16 protein-coding genes and 1 pseudogene are annotated in these 22,896 nt (G+C 57.5%); 5 read left to right on the forward strand and 12 right to left on the reverse strand.

The window, feature by feature from the left end:
* Positions 1–3: 3 nt before the first annotated feature.
* Genes PJW05_RS25140 through PJW05_RS25165 form a run of 6 tightly spaced genes read right to left on the reverse strand, consistent with a single transcriptional unit; the run spans position 4 to position 7,553 of the window.
* Positions 4–1,059 (reverse strand): chemotaxis protein CheB, encoded by a 1,056-nt coding sequence (locus PJW05_RS25140; RefSeq protein ID WP_271409643.1) that lies wholly within the window; start codon positions 1,057–1,059, stop codon positions 4–6.
* Between the two features lie 46 nt (positions 1,060–1,105).
* Positions 1,106–3,304 carry a hybrid sensor histidine kinase/response regulator gene (locus tag PJW05_RS25145; protein WP_271409644.1) on the reverse strand — a complete coding sequence of 733 codons (2,199 nt, stop codon included), beginning with the start codon at positions 3,302–3,304 and terminating at the stop codon, positions 1,106–1,108.
* Between the two features lie 7 nt (positions 3,305–3,311).
* Positions 3,312–4,943, reverse strand: coding sequence for a methyl-accepting chemotaxis protein (locus PJW05_RS25150; protein ID WP_271409645.1), 1,632 nt, complete (start codon positions 4,941–4,943; stop codon positions 3,312–3,314).
* A gap of 18 nt (positions 4,944–4,961) precedes the next feature.
* A complete protein-coding gene (locus tag PJW05_RS25155) occupies positions 4,962–5,549 on the reverse strand; it encodes a chemotaxis protein CheW (RefSeq protein WP_271409646.1) in 588 nt (195 codons plus the stop codon).
* Positions 5,550–5,563: 14 nt separating this feature from the next.
* Complete coding sequence (locus PJW05_RS25160; protein WP_271409647.1) at positions 5,564–7,090, reverse strand: CheR family methyltransferase; 1,527 nt, start codon at positions 7,088–7,090, stop codon at positions 5,564–5,566.
* A complete protein-coding gene (locus tag PJW05_RS25165; protein ID WP_271409648.1) occupies positions 7,077–7,553 on the reverse strand; it encodes a chemotaxis protein CheW in 477 nt (158 codons plus the stop codon). The genes PJW05_RS25160 and PJW05_RS25165 overlap by 14 nt, the downstream gene beginning before the upstream one ends.
* Positions 7,554–8,182: 629 nt before the next feature.
* Here PJW05_RS25165 and PJW05_RS25175 point away from each other — a divergent pair.
* The 3 genes and pseudogenes from PJW05_RS25175 to tnpC all read left to right on the forward strand — a co-directional run.
* A pseudogene (locus PJW05_RS25175) lies at positions 8,183–9,289 on the forward strand (transposase); the annotation flags it as partial.
* A gap of 80 nt (positions 9,290–9,369) precedes the next feature.
* Positions 9,370–9,729 (forward strand): IS66 family insertion sequence element accessory protein TnpB, encoded by a 360-nt coding sequence (gene tnpB / locus PJW05_RS25180; protein ID WP_271409649.1) that lies wholly within the window; start codon positions 9,370–9,372, stop codon positions 9,727–9,729.
* Positions 9,730–9,748: 19 nt separating this feature from the next.
* Positions 9,749–11,254 (forward strand): IS66 family transposase, encoded by a 1,506-nt coding sequence (gene tnpC, locus PJW05_RS25185; RefSeq protein ID WP_271409650.1) that lies wholly within the window; start codon positions 9,749–9,751, stop codon positions 11,252–11,254.
* Positions 11,255–11,812: 558 nt separating this feature from the next.
* Here the strand turns inward: tnpC and PJW05_RS25190 are convergent.
* Positions 11,813–12,415 carry a hypothetical protein gene (locus PJW05_RS25190; protein ID WP_271409651.1) on the reverse strand — a complete coding sequence of 201 codons (603 nt, stop codon included), beginning with the start codon at positions 12,413–12,415 and terminating at the stop codon, positions 11,813–11,815.
* Between the two features lie 471 nt (positions 12,416–12,886).
* On the opposite strand from PJW05_RS25190, the gene PJW05_RS25195 reads away from it, so the two are divergent.
* Both PJW05_RS25195 and PJW05_RS25200 read left to right on the forward strand, forming a co-directional pair.
* Positions 12,887–13,648, forward strand: coding sequence for a 3-deoxy-manno-octulosonate cytidylyltransferase (locus PJW05_RS25195; protein WP_271409652.1), 762 nt, complete (start codon positions 12,887–12,889; stop codon positions 13,646–13,648).
* A complete protein-coding gene (locus tag PJW05_RS25200; protein ID WP_271409653.1) occupies positions 13,645–14,319 on the forward strand; it encodes an HAD family hydrolase in 675 nt (224 codons plus the stop codon). The genes PJW05_RS25195 and PJW05_RS25200 overlap by 4 nt, the downstream gene beginning before the upstream one ends.
* Positions 14,320–14,337: 18 nt before the next feature.
* On the opposite strand, the gene cysC is transcribed toward PJW05_RS25200, so the two are convergent.
* From cysC to PJW05_RS25225, 5 genes are all read right to left on the reverse strand, one after another.
* A complete protein-coding gene (gene cysC / locus PJW05_RS25205) occupies positions 14,338–14,925 on the reverse strand; it encodes an adenylyl-sulfate kinase (protein WP_442969196.1) in 588 nt (195 codons plus the stop codon).
* A 71-nt stretch (positions 14,926–14,996) separates the two neighbouring features.
* A complete protein-coding gene (locus PJW05_RS25210; RefSeq protein WP_271409655.1) occupies positions 14,997–16,154 on the reverse strand; it encodes a capsular polysaccharide export protein, LipB/KpsS family in 1,158 nt (385 codons plus the stop codon).
* 280 nt (positions 16,155–16,434) lie between these two features.
* Positions 16,435–17,451 carry an acyltransferase family protein gene (locus PJW05_RS25215; RefSeq protein WP_271409656.1) on the reverse strand — a complete coding sequence of 339 codons (1,017 nt, stop codon included), beginning with the start codon at positions 17,449–17,451 and terminating at the stop codon, positions 16,435–16,437.
* Positions 17,452–17,519: 68 nt separating this feature from the next.
* A complete protein-coding gene (locus tag PJW05_RS25220; RefSeq protein WP_271409657.1) occupies positions 17,520–19,136 on the reverse strand; it encodes an aldolase catalytic domain-containing protein in 1,617 nt (538 codons plus the stop codon).
* Between the two features lie 73 nt (positions 19,137–19,209).
* A complete protein-coding gene (locus PJW05_RS25225; RefSeq protein ID WP_271409658.1) occupies positions 19,210–22,896 on the reverse strand; it encodes a glycosyltransferase family 2 protein in 3,687 nt (1,228 codons plus the stop codon).

Raw genomic sequence — 22,896 nt, forward strand, 5'->3', positions numbered from 1 at the left:
CCCTCATGCGCCCTTCGACGCCACACGTTCAGCAATCAGATTGAGCACGGCCGCCATCGCGTCCGGCGTCAGTACCTGGCGAGCCGCCTGCAGGCCGATGGCGGCCTGCGGCATCGAGTCGATCATGGCGCTGGCCGGCTCCTGTACCAGCGTCAGGGCACCGCCGCGATGCAGCTCGGCCAGCCCCTGGGCACCATCGCGTCCCATTCCGGACAGCTGGATGCCGATGGCCCGCCTGCCGAACTGGCGGGCCACGGAGCGGAACATGAAGTTGGCCGACGGCCGCACCAGTTCCTCCGGCGGTCCACCGTCGAGGGCCACCCGGAGGTCGCTGGCGACGCCCAGATGATGGCCGTCCGGCGCGAGATAGAGCTGCCCCGGGGCCAGTACCTGGCCGTCCTCGGCGATCAGCACCGGCAAGTGTGTGAGGGTTTCCAGCCACTGGCGGAAACTCGGCAGGAAACCGGCCGCGATGTGCTGAACCAGCACCAGCGGCCAGGGCTGCGGCGGCTGCAGCCGCTCCAGCAGGCTCTTGAGCGCCGCCGGGCCACCTGCCGAAGCGGCGATGGCGACGATCTTCGGCGACAGTTGCGCGGTATGCGCCACCAGCTGCGAGATGGTCTGCTGCCTGGGCCCTTCGCCGCTGCCTTTGCGCGGGCGCCGCACGATTTTCACCTGGGCCATGCTGCGCAGGGTCCGCAGGACTTCAGCCACGCGTTCGTCGAAATCCGCCGCATCGGGGCCGGACGGTTTCTCCAGCACCGCCAGGGCTCCGGCCTCCAGGGCACGCATGGCGGTGGCCGCCGCATAGGCGTTGGCGCTGGCGGTCAGCACCACCACCGGAAGCGGATAGCGTTCGAGGATGCGCTCGGTGGTTTCGTAGCCGTCCATGCCGGGCATGTGCACATCCATGGTGACGATATCGGGCGTGAACCCCAGCAACACCTTCAACGCATCATCCCCGGAGCCGGCCTCCCGCACCAGATAGCCCTCCCCCTCGAACACCGCGCGCAGCAGCATGCGTGCCACCACCGAGTCGTCGACTATCAGTACACGCATAGCCCCACCTCACTCTTTGCACCGGCCCCCCAATGGACCGCGCACCTCAGATCAACCGGCGAATCGCGTCCAGCAGACTTTCCTGGTCGAATCCGCTCTTCACCAGATAGGCATTGGCTCCCGCCTCCAGCCCACGTGCACGGTCCTCGGCCGAGTGCAACGCGGTCACCAGCACCACCGGCAGGCCGGCGAGCTCGCGGTCGGCGCGAATCCGGCTGGTCAACGTGAAGCCGTCCAGCCGTGGCATTTCCACGTCCGACACCAGCAGGTCGAACTGGCCCTGCTTCAAGGCATTCCAGGCCTCCAGGCCGTCGTTGGCAGTGGCGACCTGGTAGCCGGCGCCCTCGAGGATGGCCTTGAGCAGCCCCCGCGAGGTGAAGGAGTCCTCAGCGATCAGCAGGCGCTGCACGGCCACGCTGGTACGGGCCCGCTCCTGCTGGCTGAAGCTCGAATCACGGGTTTCCAGCGCACTGCGGTAGAGGTCGGCGGGATGCAGGATGGGCACCAGTTGGCCGTCACCCAGCACCGTGGCGCCGAGCAGGTTGCGCACCCGCACCAGTTGCTGGCCGAGGCCCTTGACGATGATTTCCTGGTCCCCCAGCAGCTCCTCCACCAGCAGCACGAAGCGCTCGCCGCGAACCTTGAGCAACAGCAAGGTCAGGATGTCCCCGCTCTGCGCCACCGCTCCCAGGCCGAGCACTTCGGCCAGGGTCCAGAGCGGCATGACTTCGTCGTCGACCGTGACCGAAGGGCGGTTCTCCAGGTTCTTCATGGCACTCGACGGCAGGCGCAGGCAGCGCTCGACCGCCAGCGCCGGAACGGCGAACACCCGTTCCGCGTCGCGCACGATCACCGCGCGGAATGTCGACAGGCTGAGCGGCAGATGCAGGTGGAAACAGGCGCCCTTGCCGGCACGGGACTCCAGTTCGATGCGCCCGCCGAGCCGCTCCACCGTTTCCTGCACGATGGCCATGCCCAGGCCGCGCCCGGACAGGTCGGTGATGAGGGTGCTGGTGGAAAGACCAGAGGCAAAGATCAGCTTGCAGGCCTCCGCGTCCGACAGCCCCTCGGCCTCCTCCCGGCCAAGCAGGCCACTGGATACCGCCCTGGCCTTCAGGCGGTCGAGGTCGAGCCCGCCGCCGTCGTCGCTCACCCGCAGCTCGAAGCGGTCCGCCGACTCCTGCAGCAGTTCCACCTGCAGGCGGCCAACCGGGTCCTTGCCCACGCGATTGCGCAGGTCCGGTGCTTCCACCCCATGGTCGATGGCATTGCGCAGCAGGTGGGTCAGCACCGTACGCAACTCGTCGAGGATGCGTTTGTCGATCTGCAGGCTTTCACCGCGGACCTCGAACGCGACACGCTTGCCGGCCTGGCTGGCGAGGTCCTGGACCATCGCCGGCATCCCTTCCATCAGGCTCACGCCGGACAGCAGCAGCACCCGCTGCATTTCGTCGTTGAGGCTATCCGACAACTGCGCCAGCCCCTGCGCCAGGTGGTTGCCGGCCTTGGCCAGGCGCACCGCGCCGAAGTGCAGGCGGTCCAACTGCGCCAGGCTCCAATCCAGATAGTCGAGGACGCCCCTGAGTGCCTCCTCGGTGCCCGGCGGCAGGTGTTCGAGCCGTTCGCGCAACTGCTTGAGCACACCACTGGTGAGCAGGCGCTTGGCACGCTGCGGGTCGAAGGCGGCCATGTGGGCCTGCAGGCTGCGTGCATGGGCCTGGGCCTCCAGCTTGTACTGCAGCAGGGCTTCCCCCTGGAACAGCAACGCGTCCAGGCGCTGCGCCGAAACCCGCACAGTCGCCGGGTCATGGGGCCCCTGCGGCACCTCGACCTGCTCCTGCGGCAACTCGATCGCTTCGCCCTGGGCGGCCGCTTCCAGGTTGTCCACCAGATGCCGCCGTTCCGACTCGTCCAGCACCTGGCCGTCATGCAGTTTCTGCACCGCCTTGAGGGCACGCCGGCACAGCTCGACCCGCTCCGGGCTGAGGTTCAGCCGGCCCTGGCGCACGGCCGCCAGCAGGCTCTCCCAGACATGGCAGAGTTGTTCGATGGCCGTAACCCCGGCCGCCCGCGCCGCACCCTTGAGGCTGTGCACCTCGCGGAAAAGCGACTCGACGGAGTCCGCCGTGGCAGTGGCTTCGCGCCAGTTGGCCAGACCATCGGCGAGCACCGCCAGGCGTTCTTCCGCTTCGCCACGGAAGCTGGCCAGCAGGCGCTGTTTGAGGACTTCCCGATCCAGGCTCACGGCAGCCTCACAGCTTGAACTGACCGGCCAGGCCCTTGAGCCGCTGGCCCAGCTGGTGCAGGTTGCGCGCCGCCTGGTCGACCTGGCGGGTGCCGCCGACGTTGTCCTGGCTAGCCTGGCGGATATTCACCATGGCACTGCCGATCTGGTCCATGCCGATCATCTGCTGCTGACTAGTCACCGCGATCTGCAGGGCCATTTCGCTGGATTCCTCGATGCTGTCGCTCAGGGTGCGGATCGCCTCGCCACTGGCCTGCGCCCGCTCGTAGCCGACTTCCACCGACTTGCTGCCCTCCTCCGCCTGCAGCACCGCCTTGGTCATGGCCTTCTGGATATCGCTGAGGATGCTGCGCACCTGTGCGGTGGCCTGCTTGGACTGCTCGGCCAGGGTCTTCACCTCCTGCGCCACCACCGAGAAACCCTTGCCCGCCTCGCCAGCCTTCACCGCCTCGATCGAGGCGTTCACCCCCAGCAGGTTGGATTGCTCGGCCAGGTCGTTGACCGAGGCGACGATCTCGCCAATGGTCTGACTCTGCTCGCCCAGGCGCATCACGCTCTCCGCCACCGCCTGCATCTGCATGCGGATCTGCCCCATGCCCTTCAGGGCTTCCTCCACCGCCTGGCGACCGGCCTGCGCCACCTGGCGGGTGCGCTCGGCACTGTCGGTCACCGCCTGGGACTTGCCGCCGGAAAGGACTGCCGTCTGCTTGACCTCCTCCACCGTGGTGGCGATCTCGCTGATCGCCGTGGCGGTTTCCTGGGTGCCCGAGGCCACTTGCGTGGTCACCGCGAGGATTTCCTCACTGGCGGTGGCCAGCACCGATATGCCTTCGTTCAGTTCCTGCACCAATTCGCGCAGGTAACGACTCATGCTGACGAAGGCCACGGACAGGCGGCCTACCTCATCCTGGCGATCACTGTTGGAGATTTCCCTGGGTATCTCGCCCCGGCCAATCTGCTCGGCCCAGCCGGTAAGGCGCGCCAGCGGCTGGGCGATATGCCGGCTGAGCAGCCAGGCGAGCAAGCCGGTCACCAGCACCAGGCCCAGGGCCATCAGGAAAATCCGCTCGCGCATGGCCTCCAGGGTCTGGCTCGACTGTTCGATGCCGGCATGGATGCGCTCGTCGGTCTTCTCCACCAGCTGTTGTCCCAGCGCGTAGATCTTCTCCAGCCGCTGCTTCTGCGGACCTTCGATCAGATTGCGCGCCTCTTCGACCCTGCCGCTGTCGATCAGCGGCAGCACCTCGTCGTCGCGCACGCGCCGGTAGTCGGCACGCAATACCTTCACCTGGTCGAGCAGATCGACGGTCGTCTGGTCGTCGACCACAGCCTCTCGCAGGCGCTCCAGTACCTTGTCGTTGTTCGCGGCGTTGTCGCGCAGGTTGTCTTCCTGGCCTCTTGTCGAGCCGTCCTGCAGCGACTGCAGCACCGCGATGCGCTGCAGGGTGAGGGTGAGCATCAGCTCCTTCACGTCGGAGATCCGCGCATAACGGCGCTTGAACTGCTGCTCTTCCAGTGTCTGCAGGTCGGAGAAGCTCTCCAGGGTGACGAACAGCAGCGAACCGAAACCCAGGATCAATACGCCGAAGGCCAGCATCAGCTTGTTACCGATCCGCAGGTTCATGACATTGCCCAGCATGGTCGTTCCTCCTTGTACCTACTCGTCGGCAGTAATGCGAAGGCTGGGGTCGCCCAGCAGCCGTGCGCCATCCAACACCGTCCACTGATCGGGGGTGACCCCCAACAGATAACTCGCGCGTACTCCGGTCAGATTCGCCAGCCCGGCCTGCAGGCTTGCGCGCGGTATACGCACAATGCCCCGCACGCGGTCGATCAGCAGGCCGAACTCCATCTCCGGCCCCCGCAACACTGCCAGGAAGTTCTTGTCGGAAAGCCCCTCAATGGGCAACTCGAAGAACACCCGCAGGTCCAGTACCGAGACGATGTGCCCGCGTACGTTGACGATGCCCAGCACGAACGGTGGCGTGCCCGGCAGCGCAGTGAACTGCGGCAACGGCAGCACTGCCGACACATGGCAGGCCTCCACCGCATAGATTTCCGAGCTGAGGTTGAAGCTCAGCACTTCCAGCCAGGCGTCGTCCGCGTCCTGCGGACTGGTCCGCGCCCACTCGCGGCTGCGTGTCTCCAGACGAGCCTGGCGCTCCTCGGCGCTGACGGCAAAGCCGTCCTCGATCCGCCGCTCGAAATCCGCCAGGCGCTGATGGATCTCAGCCCAGTTGCCCATGCTCCCTCCGGCCATCAGTGTCGTGCCTCCTTCAGTTGCTCGCACAGGCGCAGGAGCTGCGCGCAACTCAGGCCATCGCCTTCGCTCACCAGGTCATCCGGCGCCCGCCGGCCGAGCAGTTGCATGCAATTGCGCAGGGCCTTGTCACTGGCCGCCAGTTGGCCGCGCAGGCGCAGCAACCGGGCCTGGTAAAAGTGCGCCAGGATGAAGTCCGGCTCCAGGTAGAGCGCCTTCTGCAGCGCCGTCAGCGCCGCCTGTTCCGCGCCAACTTGCTGCGCCAGCATTGCAGTCAGCCAGTAGGCCACCGCCGATGTCGGATCCAGCGCCAGGGCACGCTGCAGCCAGGTTTCCGCATCGTCCGCGCGCTGCTGGTTCGCCCAGCTACGTGCCATCAGCAGGCAAGCATCGCGTTTCTGAGCCTGGCCAAGGCCGGGGCAGGCGAGGTAGTCCAGCAGTGCCTGCTGGGCCTGCGGGTGATGCCCGTGGGACAGTGCCTCCCTGGCCTGCTGCCAATGCCGGTCGCAGTTGCTGGCCAAAGGCGGTGGTGAGAGGGGAGCAGGCGCCGCCACGTTCTGCTCGATTGGCCGTGGCGCGGGTGGAGGCGGTTTCGGCGTCCGGCGCGGGGCCGGTTCCACACGCGCCACTGGCGGCGGTGCCACGGCCGTCCGAAGTGCCGGGCGCCGGCTGCCGGGTACCAGTGCGTAATTGCTGCCGGCCCAGAAACCATTGAGCCCCGCCTGGGTGGCGATGCCGGCCTCCACTGCGCTGAGCAACAGGAGCCCGTCCGCCGCCAGGCTCGCAAGCAGGCGGCGCAGGGCACCGGCTGCCTGCTCTGGCGAGAAGTACATCAGCACATTGCGGCAGAGGATCAGGTCGACCTCCGCGAGTCCCTGGGTGGCGTTGGGCAGTTCCCCTTGCACCAGATTGTGCTGGAAGAAACGGATCCGCCCCCGCCACGGCGGCCGCACTCGCCACCGTCGGCCGTCCGCCTCGAAATAGTGGCGGCGGAAGTCGTGTTCGTTGCGACGAAAGGCGTTCTGTCCATAACTGCCGAGCTCGGCACGCTGCAGGAAACTGGCATTGAGGTCGCTGGCCAGCAACTCGACCGTCCAACTGGCGCGCTCGCCGCCCAGCAAGTCATCAAGGAGGAACAGTACGCTGTAGGCCTCTTCGCCGGTGCAGCAGGCGGCGCTCCAGATACGCAAACGCCGCCGCCCTTCCTGCCGGCGACGCGCGATCAACGGCGCCAGGTGCTGGCGGGCCACCCAGTCGAGGGCCTCGGAATCACGGCGAAAATAGGTTTCGCCAACGGAGAACACCGGCGTCAGCGCCTGGATCAGGGGGTCGTCCCACTCGGCAAAGGCGAGCGTCTCCAACCAGAGCTGCAGGTCGCCTTCGTCCCGTTCCAGCGCCAGCAGCTTCAGGCGGCGAATCAGTTCGCTGGCTCGCGCCCCGGAGAAATCCTGCCCGAAGTGCTGATGGGCCTTGTTGAGGAGCACCCCCAGTACGCGCGCCGAGCAGAGGCTCTCAATCGTTTCCATCGTGGCTCCCTGCCTGCGCAAGGGCCACTGCCAGGCACTCCTCATCGGCATCGGACAAGACCTGCTCGACATCCTGGATCAACAGCAGCCCTTCGGCCGTGCGAACCACGCCCTTGAGGATGGTCGACGGTACTTGCGGATGGGGCGCGGGAGAGAAGTCCTCGGCGGCGCAAGCGGTGGCTGCCTCCACGGCTTCCACGGGCACCACCAGTTCACGCTGCCGGGTTTTCAGCCAGAGGTAGGGTTGCCACAGGGCGGGAGCGGCCGAAGGCCAGGCAAAACGTCGTGCAAGGTCCACCACGGGCAACACCTGCCCACGCACGTTGACCAGCCCGGATACCGTATCAGGCGCACCGGGGAGCGGCGTCCACGCCAAAGCCGGGAGCACACGGACGACACTGTCCAGGCTCACCGCCAAGTGCTGCCCCGCCAGCCAGAACGGCAGCACGAAATATCTATCCATAGAGGCATCCTGCTGCCGCTAGCTCTGCCATAAAGCTAGCTCAGGGCCAGCATGCGTCCAGTGACAACCGACAACCCTCTCGGTGCGCCTGCACCAGCGGCAGCAGGCAGCACTGAACCAGATGCAAAGCCAGGGGCGGGAAGCCGGCGTTCACTGCGATCGCATTGGATCGCTAATGCTGTACATCCAGACGCCCCTCCCGCCGGACCGCTTTCCCTGACCGTCTTGGGGCCTTCCACTCCAACACAACAAGGATAACGGTCACGGCTGGAGCACTTTCGAGCAATCAATCCCCCGAACAATGTTAATCGCCCGCGCTAGGTGCGGATGTTCTTCGTTGTGATGCTCGAAGGCGCTGGCCAAGAATGCCCCGCAAATGGCGACGCTGGTTGCCCTGTCAACCCCGTGGATGGCGCGCCGGCATTTGCCGGCCAGCGCGGGAGCAGTGCGCCTGTAATGCGGGAAATGGCCGAGGCGCGGTGCTCACGACGGTAAACAACTTGGGGAAAAGCGGGTGGTCTGGATACTTGAGAACGTTTGACCGCTTTCAAGAGATTCTGTTTAAAAAGTAGCTGCCACCCCGAGACGCCGGCAGAATTGCGCTGTCAGCGAGCGCGGTGGCGAACAGCATGATGGGACAGTTACCGGGAGGACAGCAGCGGCTGTTCTACTCGTTCAACTTGGAAGAGCATGTCCCGCCCCAACACCTCCTGCGCAGCATCGACCAGTGCCTGGATCTCAGTGACCTGGGCGCCCACCTGGCGGATTTCTATAGTCCCATCGGGCGAGCCTCGATTGACCCGGAGTTGATGGTGCGCATGCTGATCGTCGGCTACTGCTATGGCATCCGCTCCGAACGACGGCTATGCGAAGAAGTGCACCTCAACCTGGCCTACCGTTGGTTCTGCCGGTTGGGTCGGAGGATGAAGTCCCCAATCACTTGACCTTCTCGAAGAATCGCCACGGCCGCTTCCGTGACAGCGGCCTGTTCCGCTGGTTGTTCAATGAGGTGCTGCGACGCTGCATTGCGGCCGGCCGGGTCAAGGGCGAAGGCTTCGCCGTCGACGCCAGCATCATCAAGGCGGATGCCAGCCGGCAACGTGGGGTGGCGGGAGATGAAGTCGATTGGAGTGATCCAAAGCTCAGCAGCCGCCCCGTACGCGAGTACCTCAAAGCCCTTGATGAAAAGGCTTTGGCTGAATTCACTCACCGATCCGCTGTCTCGTTGGACAGCAGCGCCAGGCGGCCCGGCTTACTTTGCCTACTCCACCAACTACCTGATCGACACCGCGCACGGCGTGATCATGGATGTGGAAGCGACTCCGGCGCATCGTACCGCCGAGGTCGATTCGACCAGGACGATGGTTGAGCGTGTCGAAGCGCAGTTCGACCTCACACCGGAACGCCTCATCGGCAACACCGCCTATGGCACTGCGCCGATGCTGGCCTGGATGGTCGAAGAGAAGAACATCGAGCCGCATGTGCCGGTGTGGGACAAGACCGAACGCAAGGACGACAGCCTCTCCAGTAATGACTTCCACTGGAATCAGGAGGCCAATGAATACCGCTGCCCAGCCGGTAAACCGCTGCGCAGTGCATGGCGCACCTTCACCCAGCAAAGATCGCGGGTGACCAAGGCCAACACCATCATCTACCGCTCCAGCCAAACCGTCTGCGCCAGCTGCCCGCTGAAAGCGAAGTGCTGCCCCAATACCGCATTCCGCAAGATCGCTCGTATCCGCTCCATAAACCCCACCTGCCCATAGCCTGCTGATCATTGGATGCTAAGCTCCCGTTTTCACTGGAGCTCACCACCATGATGCGTCCCGACGCCAAGGTGCAGAAGGTCTACCTCTACCCCAAGCCCGTCGACTTTCGCAAATCCATCAACGGCCTGGCCGCCCTGGTTGAACTGGACATCAAGGTGGAAGTGTTCAACCCGGTGCTGTTCGTGTTCCTCAATCGCACCCGTAGCCAGGTCAAGATCCTCTATTGGGAGCGCAATGGCTTCTTCCTGTGGCTCAAGTGCCTGGAAGCCGAGCGTTTCAAGACCAAGCCCGATGCTGGCGACGAGGCCATCGAACTGACTGTCGATGAGTTGAACTGGCTGCTCGACGGCATCGACCTGTGGCGTAACCGGCCGCACCAGGTACTGACGCCGCGCTTCGTGGCCTGAGCCGGTATAATCCGGCGCCATGAAATCTGGCGCCGACAACCTTCCCGACGATCCCATCCTGCTCAAGGCGTTGGTTCTGCAATTACAGGAACAGGTCGCCCTGCTGCGCCACAAACTGTTCTCACCCAAATCCGAGCGCAGCCCCGAAGACGCCGACTCGCCGCAATTGGCCATGTTCAACGAGGCCGAAGAGCTGATCGAAGAGCCGGCCGCCGCGCCAAGCGAAGCCGAAGAAGTCGTTGCGCCGGTCAAGCGTCGTGGCAAACGCAAGCCGCTGCCGGCCAACCTGCCGCACGTGGAAGTCATCCATGAGCTACCCGAGCATGAACTGACTTGCGCCTGCGGCGCCTGCAAACAGGTCATCGGCGAAGAAACCAGCGAGCAGTTGGAGATCATCCCAATGCAGGTGCGGGTGCTCCGGCATATCCGCAAGACCTATGCCTGCAAGGTCTGCGAAGCCGCGCCGATCACCGCCGACAAGCCGGCACAACTGATCGAGAAGAGCCTGGCCAGCCCCAGCGTGCTGGCGATGCTGCTGACCACCAAGTACGCCGACGGCATCCCGCTGTACCGCTTCGAAAAGATGCTCAGCTGCCACGGCGTCGACATCCCGCGGCAGACCCTGGCGCGCTGGGTGATCCAGTCCGGCGAGCACCTGCAACCGCTGCTCAACCTGCTGCGCGACAAGCTGCTGGAGCACCCGATGCTGCACCGCGACGAGACCCGTCTGCAGGTGCTGCACGAACCGGGTCGCGATCCTAGCGCGCAGTCCTGGATGTGGGTGCAAAGCGGTGGGCCACCGGACAGACCGGTGATCCTCTTCGACTACACCACCAGCCGTGCGCAGGAGGTGCCGCTGCGCCTGCTCGACGGCTATCGCGGCTACCTGATGACCGACGACTACGCCGGCTACAACGCCGTGGCCATGCAGGAGGGCATCGAACGCCTGGGCTGCTGGGCACATGCGCGGCGCAAGTTCGTCGAAGCGCAGAAGGTGCAGCCCAAGGGCAAAACCGGCCGGGCCGACATGGCGCTGAACCTGATCAACAAGCTCTACGGCATCGAGCGTGACCTGAAAGAGGCCAACGACAGCGAACGCCTGACCGCCCGTCAGCAACGCAGCCAGCCACTGCTCGACCAGCTCAAGGCCTGGCTGGACAAGACCCAGCCGCAGGTCGCCGGGCAGACGGCCCTGGGCAAGGCGGTGAACTACCTGGCCAGCAACTGGAGTCGGCTGGTGCGCTACGTCGAAGGTGGACATCTGCCGATCGACAACAACCGCACCGAGAACGCCATCCGCCCGTTCGTCATCGGCCGCAAGAACTGGCTGTTCAGCGACACGCCCAAGGGCGCCACGGCCAGCGCGCAGGTCTACAGCCTGATCGAAACCGCCAAGGCCAATGGCCAGGAGCCTTACGCCTGGCTGCGCCACATCCTCGAACGCCTGCCAACCGCCAGCAGCGTTGAGGATTACGAAGCACTGCTGCCGTGGAACTGCTCGCCAGCTTCTGTCCCAGCGTCCTGAAAACAAACCCCGTCCAGGCGGACGGGATTTATGGAGCGCTTACGAAATAACCCTCAGACCTGGGCAAGGAAGCTCAGTGAAACGCCGAAAGTCAACTTGAAGTGGCTTCCAGCCACTTCGACAGCAGGCACATCCGACCGGCCGGCTGCCGCTGAACCTACTTTTTCAACAGAATCAAGAATCAGCGGGCGTTGAAGCCAATCAGAAATACGGGGCTATTTCAGACCATCCTTAGGTAAGTTCCGACATTTATTCAAAACCATTCCCCCTGGCAGGCAATCTGGGTCGCCATCGGAGGAGCTGCCTATGAAGACCGTCGCCCCGCCACACCAATCACGCGGCCTGAGACAGAACAAGCCGAGCTGCCAGGCGCAAGGGTTCGTGGATGTGACGATTGGCGCGGGGATCGTCCTTGTACGCAAAGTGCATCCTCCCCCATCACTAGCAGACGCACCACGTAACCACACGGCGACATCCTACGACCCACTCGCTCTAAAGAGCAGTGAACCTGGCCGGCATCATCTGCCGCCCAGGTCCTTACCCTTTCTGCACCGCCAATCAATTGCCAGCCTTCGTAACTTGGGGATCCCTGGCAACCGCCCCCGAGACGGTGAGAAGGCAGACGCTGGACTTACAAGAGCCACTTAGCTTCAGGCCTTGAGCGAGACTCTTGGAGCGAAAAATCTCCCCCATCAAAGCAGCATCCACTTCGCCACCGCCGGTGCCCGTTAGCGCCGCCAGTGCGCGCCGAGCGAGATTCTCGCCAACTTGAGCTTGCGCAGTCGACCCTCCCTCAGCCTTGTGCCAAGAGATATTGGTGCGGCCACAGTTGAACTCCAATGTCATGCCAACAACATCGCGAGAGAACTTGTAGCGACTGATTGCGCATTCCCCCGCCCGCTTGACAACGCGCTTCAGCACGGGAGCACCCACTGCGACGACCACGTCCTTTTCAGTTAGCGAAAGCGCACTGACGCCGACCTTACCCGACTCTGGCTCTTCGCCGCACCCTTGTAAGCCAAACAGCGCACCTGTGACCACGGCCGCCAGTAATTTCTTTCTCATAACCTTCCCCTGCTCGTTAAACCAATAGCCCACAGACAGTGCTGCAAGCAACACCTCAAAGTGGAGTGAGTGGACAATACGTGGACTCAACCTCAACTGAACGAGTCACTCCTCACCACCACCGGACTCACTACCCGAAGACCTCTGCCCAATCACTCGACACGTAGCATCAAAAAACCCACCGATCAAAAAGAGAGGCTTAGGCCTCACACCACGCGCGACGTACTTCCAGGAATATCAGAAGGCCAGGGAAGCATCCGCTCCGAATAGCAACCAACGATGCTCTACCCCGGAAGAGCGACCCATACTCATCTGATATAGTGTCGCATTTAAACATACCCGTTGTCTCTTGATAAGCCGAGCGACACTGCGCAATAGAAACCACAGTACTTCACCAAGCCCCCCTACAAAGAAGACAAGAAGACGCGACCTCCGAGAACAAACTAAGACACAGGAAATCCTAGTTAAATAAGATTCAATGGAGCGAGCGAATAGCACACCGCCGCGCAGACCAACGAAGCCATAGCCAGACATATCGAGGGAGGTGTAACATACCCCCATAATCCCATGGAGAGTTCCAGATTGAAGAAAAATCAAGATTTTAGCGTTATCATTCCGGCTCGATATGATTCGAGCCGTCTTCCTGGAAAGCCACTTATAGAGATATGTGGAGTTCCGATGATCATAAGAACTTATAAACAGTGCGCGAAGGCCTGCCCTCCAGAGAGGATCTTCGTCGCAACCGACGACGAAAGAATCAGGACTGTCTGCCAAGCACATGACATCCAGGTACTAATGACGTCGAAAGATTGTCTCACGGGAACGGACCGAGTCGCCGAATGCGCAGAGTTGATCGACTCCAAGGTGTTCATCAATGTTCAGGGCGACGAACCCCTTTTCAACCCAGAAGACCTGAGAACCATTATCGACAGTCTCAATGACTATCCAGGTGATGTACTTAACGGCTTCTGCCCCATTCTAGAGGAAGAGCAGTTCAGAAGCACAAGCACTCCAAAAGTCGTAATCCGCCCCGACGGACGCCTACTCTATATGTCTCGGGCGACAATTCCAGGATCTAAAGACAATAAATTTATCTCAGGCTATCGTCAGGTATGCGTCTACGCGTTCCCTCGCAAAGCCCTTGAAGATTTTAGCGCACAAAAGCACAAGACCCCCTTGGAGAACATAGAAGACATAGAAATTCTTCGCTTTCTGGAGCTGGGCTGGGAAGTAAGGATGATTGAGCTTTCGACTAGTTCAATCGCCGTTGATAACCCAGGCGACGTATTGCGCGCCGAAGCGGCAGTTCATGAAGGAAAACGACCATGACTTCGAATACTGATTACAAATCTTTCATATTTGATTGCGACGGAGTGGTGCTAGATTCCAACAGAATAAAAACCGATGCATTCTATCGGGCGGCCGTTAACTATGGAGAGGCTCCAGCTCAGAAACTCGTGGAGTTCCATGTGGCAAATGGCGGAATATCTCGATATCGAAAATTTGAGTATTTTTTCAGCGAGATACTACATAAGACATCATGGGATCGCGACCTGAGTATTGCCCTTGAAAACTATGCAACATTTGTCCGGGATGGTCTTCTCAACTGCGAAATCGCCTCTGGCCTTCATGAATTGCGCGAAGTTACCCCAGAGAGCCGCTGGCTAATCGTATCGGGGGGCGACGAGAACGAACTCAGAGAAATCTTCACGATGCGAGGCTTGATCGGTTACTTTGATGGAGGCATCTTTGGCAGCCCCACGCCAAAAGACGTCATTTTAGCAAGAGAAATCGCGCGAGGAAATATCCCGAAACCAGCAGTATTTCTAGGAGACAGCCGGTTTGATCATCAGTGCGCTGACGACGCCGGATTGGACTTTGTGTTCCTGAGCGCGTGGAGCGAGTTCAAGGATTGGCCAGAGTACTTCAGCGACAAAAATGTGACCATTTGCAGTAGCATCGAATCGCTGATTGCTGAATCAAGTACTAAACAAAAATAAGAGATTCGCAGTCCTGAGCTACTTTCTCATGATTACCCCGCATAGTTGATCTAGAGCACTATCAACACATGTTTCAAGCGTATTAATTATCAGCTCAGGCGAAGTCGGATGCTCGTAGGGAGAGGATATCCCCGTGAACTCAGCGAGCTCCCCCGCCCTTGCGCGTACGTATAGCCCCTTCGGATCCCTGGCCTCGCAGGCCTCAAGTGGTGTACTAATGTACACTTCTCGGAAGTGTTCAACACCGATAATTTCCTTCGCCATGGCCCGGTCGGATCGCAAGGGCGAAATCAAAGCAACAATAACTATCAACCCGGCCTCATTCATCAGCCGGGATACTTCAGCAACCCTTCTGATATTCTCGGAACGGTCTTCACTGGAGAACCCCAGATTCCTGTTCAGGCCATGCCGAACATTATCTCCATCAAGAGTAAAGCAAGCTTTCCCCTCCGACAGCAGTCGACGCTCCAAGGCGAACGCTAAAGTCGATTTTCCAGAGGCACTCAAACCGGTCAGCCAGATTGTCACACCAGTTTGCCCCAACAATGCCTCTCGCTCGTTTCGCGCCACAATTCCTTGGTGCCACACAATGCCCTTCGTCACCATATTCACTCCTCAAATATTCCAGTACATGAGCCATGGCAAAGAAATAAGAAGTAATCCGCCCCTGGGCCGACTCACTCGTAATGCCTTACTCTCTCGACGATGAAATCGGACAAGTCCTCCATATTAAACCGACACGGGGTATTCTTGTCGAACGCAACGAGATAATTCTCGAACAACGTACCGATGTACGCACGTCCGTTCTCCACGCGCCCGGAAAAACCATCATGATAAAGGGCTGCGCGCAGCATAGTAGGGACATCCAGAGACGTTCGGCATTCGTACGCAATATCTCTGAGGCTCAATTCGGTGAAGCCAAGCGTGACTACCGGCTTCTCGCTGGCCACTACTCTAGCCAAGGCAGTCGTTGAAAGAGAAACACAAACATCTGAATTCTCTATGAGAAAATTGATGTTTACATCTTTAGCAAGGTAGAAGTTATCAGATAGAAGATCTTCATAAGATCCACGATCGGATGGATGCGGCTTAAAAACCAGAATATCCGTCGGCGCGACAACCCCCATCGCCTCGATGACTGACATTAATCCTGAGCGTGTCGATGCAAAAGGATTAGCCACCTCTATCGAGGAACCAAAAGACGAAAGGCTGCAACCAGCCCCAAGATCATTTATGCCGATAAAAAGAACAACCTTTTTATCCGTATTCTCTATTACCTCTCTCAACCCTGAAATAGCGTCGACGTTATAAGATGCGTAAGGCAGCACGGAACTCCTCTTGACCCATTCGGAATAGCGAGAGCTTGACTCTATCCCACCATCACATGGAATGGATAAGGCTCGTTGGGGTTGAAGCCCAAAACCTCCAAATGCGAACTGCCCGACAATGTCCACCATGAGGGTTCCAGAGAAGTGCCCCCTTTCAAGAATAACTGTCGGAATGGACAACTCACTACATAGTTTCAAATGCAACCGACTCAACGGAGCGGTGCTGCCCCAAACCAGCATTATTGAAGGCCGACTCTTCTTCAGAATATCAAACCAGTAATGATAGCCATCGCAGACTGTTTCCCTATGCCTCTCCAGCTTGGGTAACGCTCTCCCGGAAGATGCCAGCCAAAAACGCTCATAGTTCAGGATAATTGAAAGCCAGCGACCAGCAACATCAGGAGCCGGTGCACAATAGCGCTTCGGCGAACTTACAAAGAACCCAGTGTGAACGACATCCAGACTCCGCAAATTAACAAGAGCTGGAGCATCAGTGACAAAGGTCACCCTAACTCCCTTTCTGACAAGGGTTCTTTCTAATGCAATAAGCGCTTCGTGAACGGACTCCGTCGACTTTAACCAGCACGAGATGAAGATATGTGAATGGCAGCTTTTCCATTGACGCGCGTGCCACTTCCGCAAGAAAAGCCTGTGCAATCGGCTTACGAAAGCCATTACCACAGACAAAACTTTGTGGACAAGCCGCTTTAAAAGCCTAGTCATACGCAAGAAAGCCATTACACGAGGATAGTCTGCGATGGCGGAACAAAGGACAACACTCCACAAATCAAGACCTGCTACGCTTGAGCATAGGCTTCTCTACCAAAAACCAGGATACAACAGCAAGTAAAAGAGTGCCCAACGCGGAGAGCAGCATCTCTAGATAGAGTCCAAAACTGAAACTATTTATGACTATCTGCTGCACAGGAAAGGCGTAAATATATATCCCGTATGAAAAATCGTATTTTCCGGCGATTATCTTTTCAGAGAAACCAGTGCAAAAAACAACCACAACAACACATATGGCCATATTACCGAGAACGACTAACTCAGGGCGACCTCTTAAGATGTATAGCACCATGACCGAGACGGCCAGCAAACACAGCCTACTGTTCCTTCCAGTCCATATCGATTCCGTAAAGGCAAGCACTCCGCCTAAAGAAAAGACCAGCAGAAAAAGCAGCAGCCGCTCAAGAGAGATAGCATAGAAGGTATAGCTTATAGAGTTCTCCTTAACGACCAGAAGCCCTATAAAGCTAATGACAAGAAGAGCAAGCGGTGCTTTCACGGACCTGGCGAATACAAGTGACACACCCACGATCAAATAGCACAGAAACTCAATGGGCAATGTCCAGAGGCTGCCGTTAATTGTGCCAGCGAAAGTGAACTCGGAAAAAACACCGGCATAGCGCACACCCAAAAGCATTGACGCCGAAAGAAACGTTCGCCACGTCCGCTCTTCCAGCAAATAATCAAAATAGCCAAGATCAACATAAAAGGGAATAACAACAAAAACAGTAACCGCCGAACACGCTATCAGGCCAGGGAATATTCTCCGCGCCCTTTTCTCAAGATAATCAAAAAAATTTTGTGATCGGACAAAACTCTTGGTTACTAGATAGCCAGATATCGAGAAGAATATCACCACCGCCAGTCCACCGAACGAGTGCATCCCAAGAAAAGAAGGCTCCTTCATGCCTGACAACGCGAAATGATGGCTGAACAGCACCAAGAATGCAGCAAAGTGCCTGACGATATCAAAGCAGTTTCTATGACTGAACTGACCGTTATTTGAAATTGTCATTATTGGGGAAACTCTGAAATACAAAGCTCGAGGCGCAATCACCCCGAGCCGAAAATATAATTTACGAACTAGATCTGCGGCGCGTAAGGTGAAGTCTCTGGTAACGAAAGGGAACTTGGAGTTATGGCTACCAAGGGTAGAGACTCCTGACAACTTCGGTAGGCCGTCAATGCCATCTCCATCTGGCTATGTCGAGGATCGCCTAGATCGTAACCATCGAATCCGGCCAGCAGTACTCTATTCGCACCAGCCACACTGCAAACTCCAAGTCCGTAAATGGCCGACAAGGCGGCGGGAAGAATCGCATTGAACTCGCCCACCTCGAAATGCCCCTGCTGAATGACCATCCCGTAGTCCAATATATTCCAGTCCTTCCATACTGACAGCTCTTCCTCATCTATCAAACCGACCGGAACAACAAGTGTTCCACGGTTCTTCGCGTAGAAGTCCCTATCCAGCAATAAGCGCTGGCGATTACAGGCGACCCATGCGTTGACGCTCTCTACCGGAAACCAATCGTTACTATTGATGCAAAGAACATACGGCTTCTTGGTGTTTATGTAATGCAACAGCCCCTCGAGATGCTGCTTCACTCCTGCCCCAGGACCAATCATCAGAACATCCCGGCCCTCAAGCCAACCTTTCGGGCTCCAGCTACCGAGCACAGAGTCCTTTTGCTCCTGAGTAGCATCCAGCAAACGGTCGTGGGAGAAACCAGTAGCACCAGACTCCCCTAGCCTACGGAGCGCAGTGATGATGGTTGAAGGCTTGTACCTCCCATCGCTCAGCATTTCCTGAACGTAGGTCGGGTGTACTCCGTACATAGCGGACAAGTGGTAGTACAAGTTTGGGCCCCATCCGTACTCTTTCTGAAGCGGCTGAAACTCTTCGACCACCAGGTTGAGCAAACTGCTGAGATCGGCTTCATGTCCACTGCTCTCCGCAAGCGACAGAAGCAGGGTTTCTATTCGCGCGTTACCCGCACCACGCCCCATTCCCAACACCGTCGCATCAATCCAGGTCACCCCCAACTCAATGGCGGTCATACAATTACTGAGCGCAAATCCCATATTATCGTGGGCATGGAAGCCCAGCTCTCCGCTCCAACCCTCTCTGAGGGCCGCAACTATGTACGCAACGTCCTTCGAGGACATATTCCCCATTGAGTCAGCAAAATACAGCACCTCAACCGGCCACCCGGAAAGCAGTCTGGCCTTCGCACGTAGCTCCTCTGCAGAGCGCCCGTTAGATTGCATAAAGTTGAAACCAACCTTATATCCCAAGGAGCTCAGGGCCTGGACAACCTCCGAGCAAAGCTCGATTTCAGAAAAGTGGGCGGCAATACGCACCAACTTCACCGGAGAGTCATCAGCCCTGCTGAACAGCCGACTGACCGAATCAGGACCACCTTTCAAGAGGTCTTTCGCATTACACATGACACCAACCTGCAACCCTTCGGGAACGCCGACGTACCTAATCCACTCATCGACCGTGAATGCATATGGGCCGGCAAATGAATCAGCGACCTCTGCCCTAAGGCCTAGTTCGACATAATCAATCTCCGCACGCTGCATTACCTCAAGGTAACGACGAACCAAGCCAGTTGGGTAATCCCAATTATTATAGTAGCCGCCATCACGAAGCGTGCAGTCTAGTATTGTCAACCGTTTACGATCGGGATTCACCAGTCCTCCTCCTTTCCGGCCGAAAATTAGATAATACGGCCAAGAATTCTCATAACTGACAGATATATAACAACTAGATCAATTGCCTATAAATGGAGAACGGATCCGCACTTATGAAGCTTTTGATCTCTGAAAAATAACTCGGAAACTTCTTGGAAATTATCTTACGAGCAGCCACTTTCCTTGCGTTGGCCGTATCCGCAAAACTGACCCCGCCCACGTGCCCAACGTAGACGTCTGTCGCACAGACGTTCTTAAAGCCTTGGGCCCGAGCGCGAAGACAAAAGTCTACTTCCTCGCTATATCCTCGCCCGAAAAGAACCTCATCGAAATATCCGAGTTCTCGAATCGCAGCACGTTTTACATACATGCAGAAACCATGCCCCACGGGCACGTCAATCGTGGCACCATCACTAGACAGCAGCACCTCATTCACTCTTTTGACCTCCGTGATACCCCCACGCAATTCAGCGCCCCGCGGGAAGTCTAAGAGGCTGAAAATGGAGGCGTTATTGGAGAATGGAGTTACTGTAGCAATTTTGTCCGATGAGTACGCATGGCGCTGCAGTCTCTTTACCCATCCAGGAGAGACAAGCGTATCACTATTCAGAAGAATCACGTCTCTGCTTTGCGAGTATGCCATTCCTCTATTGGCTGTAGCCGGATACCCGACATTGACGGGATTGAAGAGCACTACAACACCTTCCGTAGAACGGTAATTCTCCAGCAAGGCTCTTACATCGGAAAATGGACTAGCATCAAAAATCACAATCACTCGATAGTCATCATCTCCTCTGGCTAGAAGCACGCTATCTATACACTCCTTGGTTACAACGGCGTCGCCGTATACCGGAATAACTACATCAACCCCTCTCGAAGAGCTGAGGCCGACTGCACTGTAGTCTTCCTTGTAGAACATGGGATCGGCAGGGTTAAAATATCTACGAAGCATGTCACTAGCCTGTTGCGGCGAGTCACGACTGTCCAGCATCGGAGTATATGAGATACGCCCACTGATGAACTCACTAAGCTCTTTAATACCAAGCCTTGTAGGTGCAGCCTTATCGATACCTACCAATTGCTCTTCAAATATGTGCCGAATGAACGCGAAGCCCTTCCGCTGACGCTGCTCAAGCCCTTCCCTATTCAAAGCCGCCCTGAGTTGCACAGGAATCTCAGTCAAACTCGAACAATCGTAGGCAGCCCCTTTCATGCTAATGTCAGAAATACCAATGTTCAAAGTCGCCTTGGCTTCCAGCATACAGCGAGCCAACGCCGTAGTTGACAGGGAAACACAAACATCAGCCGAGACGATCAGCGCGTTGATATTATGTGAGTCTACAAGGGCATCTCCTTCGCGAAGCAGCGCATCATAATTTGTATTGTCAGATGGATGCGGCTTGAGCAGAAGAATCGCTTTTGGATCGATAGCTCGCAGTGCATCTCTAACCGCACAAAATGCCTGCTCCGAGGAGTTGAACAGCTTCGAGTGGGCTTCGACTCCAACCATCCCCGAGTAAGCGGTGCCCGACCCCAGATCATTAACACCGATGAATAGAACTATCTTTCGGCCCTCATCGCGATAGGGAGAGAGCAGTTCCTCGATGTTGTGATTGGAGTTTTTGTTCAAATAAGGCGACTCATGGCTGTTACGTACCCACTCGGCATAATGACCAATATCGCTCTCGGAGCAATCAACATTGGCCAGCAAGGCGGAGTGCGGCCTCAGGTTGATTCCACCTCGCCCGAACTGGGCAAGTAAATCAACGGATATGGTTCCGGAAAAATGTCCGCGCTCAATGATCAGCGAAGGAATAGAAAGGTCCTGACAGAGCCTGTAATGGAGCTTGCTAAGCGGTGCGGTACTGCCCCAGATAAGCATCATTTGCGGTCGGAACGATTCAAAAACCGATTTCCAGAAGGAATAGGCAGACTTTATTCGCGACTCCAAGGCAAGACACGCACCCTCGCGTCCTGACTTCATCATCACCTCTTCCCAGCACGCTGCCATCTCCACGATTTCCTCCAGCCAACGTGGATAGCTGCCGTTGCAGGCAGAGAGAGTCGGGTACACGTTGGATATAAGGAAGTCGGTTGATATCGCTTCAACTCCGGGTTCGGATAGCAACGACGCGGCATTTGTAACAAACGTAGTCCTCACACCATCAGCAAGCAGTCTTTCTGAAAGCTCCAATAACCCATTGTGTATAGATTCTTTATTCTTCAGCCAACAAGATACGAAAATCCGATACCTGCCATTACTACCGCGCTCTGACACAATCGGATACGCTTGGCGATCAGCACCATACTTGATGAAATGAACGAGCGGGTTTACTCCAGCCCTTGCGACATCCGGATAGCGCCATAGGTATTTCCGGGTCGAAAACTTTTCACAAGGGTCAAATCCGAGATACGCTCCAAATCGGAGAAAGTGGAGGATCGGATCATATTCCGACAGCTCGGTCTTATCATACTGAGCGCGATAGAACAGGCAATCAAATATCGAACTTGACAGAAGTCTATCGTAATCTTTCGCCAAATTGACTTCCTGGACGATGGTGTTCTTCAGGCTATTCGTATACGGGATAGGTCCGGACGAGGGAATCTCAATCGCATAGGCACGAGCCATGCGATCAATGCCATGAAGTAGTGCTGTCTTTTTTCCTGTCACCCGAGCCAGCAAGCTCACTACCGCAGCGACTTCCAAGTCCGATGCGGCAGGTATTCCATCGAGCAGTTCCGCAACCGCGACAAGCAAATCTACCCGCATCCAATACATATGGTTTGCAAAGTAGCCCCAATCGCCGGTCAGACTAGAAGCGTGTCGATCCAGAATAGGGTATGAAGCGCCGGGACCGGAGTCTTTGGCCGCCGCTACCGACTTATAGAACAGAGCAGACCCGATCAAATAAATATCGGGATCACTCCCGAATGCATCCACGACACGCGAAAGAACTGCATCGGATCCAATCAACCCCTGAAAGCTGAGAGCAATCAGCTGCTCCTGATTAGAGCGGCTAAGACCTTGCTCCTGCCATGTCTTGAACTGTTCAGTTGTCAGGTAGCAGAGACAATCCATCTGGTCTGCTTTGAGCCGAGGCAGCAGCGTCCCCCACCACCGGGAACCATTCTCCAACTCAAGAACCTTGATGTCTGCCGAAATCTTCCTTGCGCCTTCAACGACGGAAGAGTACTGGATAGCGTTAACCGATAAATAAACGCGATGTCTTCCTGACAGCGAAACAATTGTCCGCTCGACAATAGAAAGATCTCTTACGTTGGCAACATGAATACAAATCGCCATATTTTTGCCAGCAATCGGTAGAGCCTTCGCCCTGACAGCATCACCCTGCCTTGCAATAGTTAGCATTGTCTCGGAAGAAATGCTCTGAACTTCATAAATACGATGGGTCTGTGCCTTGTGGCTGACCAACTCTTCAACCGTAGGGGCCATTCGCCCTAGGAACTCTACCGAGGGGCATCGCCCCTCTCTTATCCCATACTTTGCATAGTGATAAAGGGGATTAACACCAGATCGCGCCACATCTGGATATTTTGACAAGTACCAGCTTGTATCAAAGTAGTGGTTCGGCTTACGCCCTTCCTTCCAACCTATATAGTAATAGTGCGAGAGTGGATCGAGATTACTTTCTACGACATCAGTGTACGTGGAAATATAGAAGTAATGATCAAACAAGCCACTTCTTGATAGCTGTCTCTTACGTATGTATTCGCGCACTTTTCCCACACCGTAGATCAT

Source organism: Pseudomonas sp. Q1-7 (genome assembly GCF_028010285.1).
Lineage (GTDB): Bacteria > Pseudomonadota > Gammaproteobacteria > Pseudomonadales > Pseudomonadaceae > Metapseudomonas.

Excerpts from the sequence above, each read along its gene's own strand:
- cysC (WP_442969196.1), bottom strand. The coding sequence starts at position 14,925 with ATGGTGACGAAGGGCATTGTGTGGCACCAAGGAATTGTGGCGCGAAAC.
- PJW05_RS25160 (WP_271409647.1), bottom strand. The coding sequence starts at position 7,090 with ATGGAAACGATTGAGAGCCTCTGCTCGGCGCGCGTACTGGGGGTGCTC.
- PJW05_RS25150 (WP_271409645.1), bottom strand. The coding sequence starts at position 4,943 with ATGCTGGGCAATGTCATGAACCTGCGGATCGGTAACAAGCTGATGCTG.
- tnpC (WP_271409650.1), top strand. The coding sequence starts at position 9,749 with ATGAAATCTGGCGCCGACAACCTTCCCGACGATCCCATCCTGCTCAAG.
- PJW05_RS25140 (WP_271409643.1), bottom strand. The coding sequence starts at position 1,059 with ATGCGTGTACTGATAGTCGACGACTCGGTGGTGGCACGCATGCTGCTG.
- PJW05_RS25195 (WP_271409652.1), top strand. The coding sequence starts at position 12,887 with ATGGAGAGTTCCAGATTGAAGAAAAATCAAGATTTTAGCGTTATCATT.
- PJW05_RS25225 (WP_271409658.1), bottom strand. The coding sequence starts at position 22,896 with ATGATCTACGGTGTGGGAAAAGTGCGCGAATACATACGTAAGAGACAG.
- PJW05_RS25200 (WP_271409653.1), top strand. The coding sequence starts at position 13,645 with ATGACTTCGAATACTGATTACAAATCTTTCATATTTGATTGCGACGGA.
- PJW05_RS25155 (WP_271409646.1), bottom strand. The coding sequence starts at position 5,549 with ATGGGCAACTGGGCTGAGATCCATCAGCGCCTGGCGGATTTCGAGCGG.
- PJW05_RS25215 (WP_271409656.1), bottom strand. The coding sequence starts at position 17,451 with ATGACAATTTCAAATAACGGTCAGTTCAGTCATAGAAACTGCTTTGAT.
- tnpB (WP_271409649.1), top strand. The coding sequence starts at position 9,370 with ATGATGCGTCCCGACGCCAAGGTGCAGAAGGTCTACCTCTACCCCAAG.
- PJW05_RS25165 (WP_271409648.1), bottom strand. The coding sequence starts at position 7,553 with ATGGATAGATATTTCGTGCTGCCGTTCTGGCTGGCGGGGCAGCACTTG.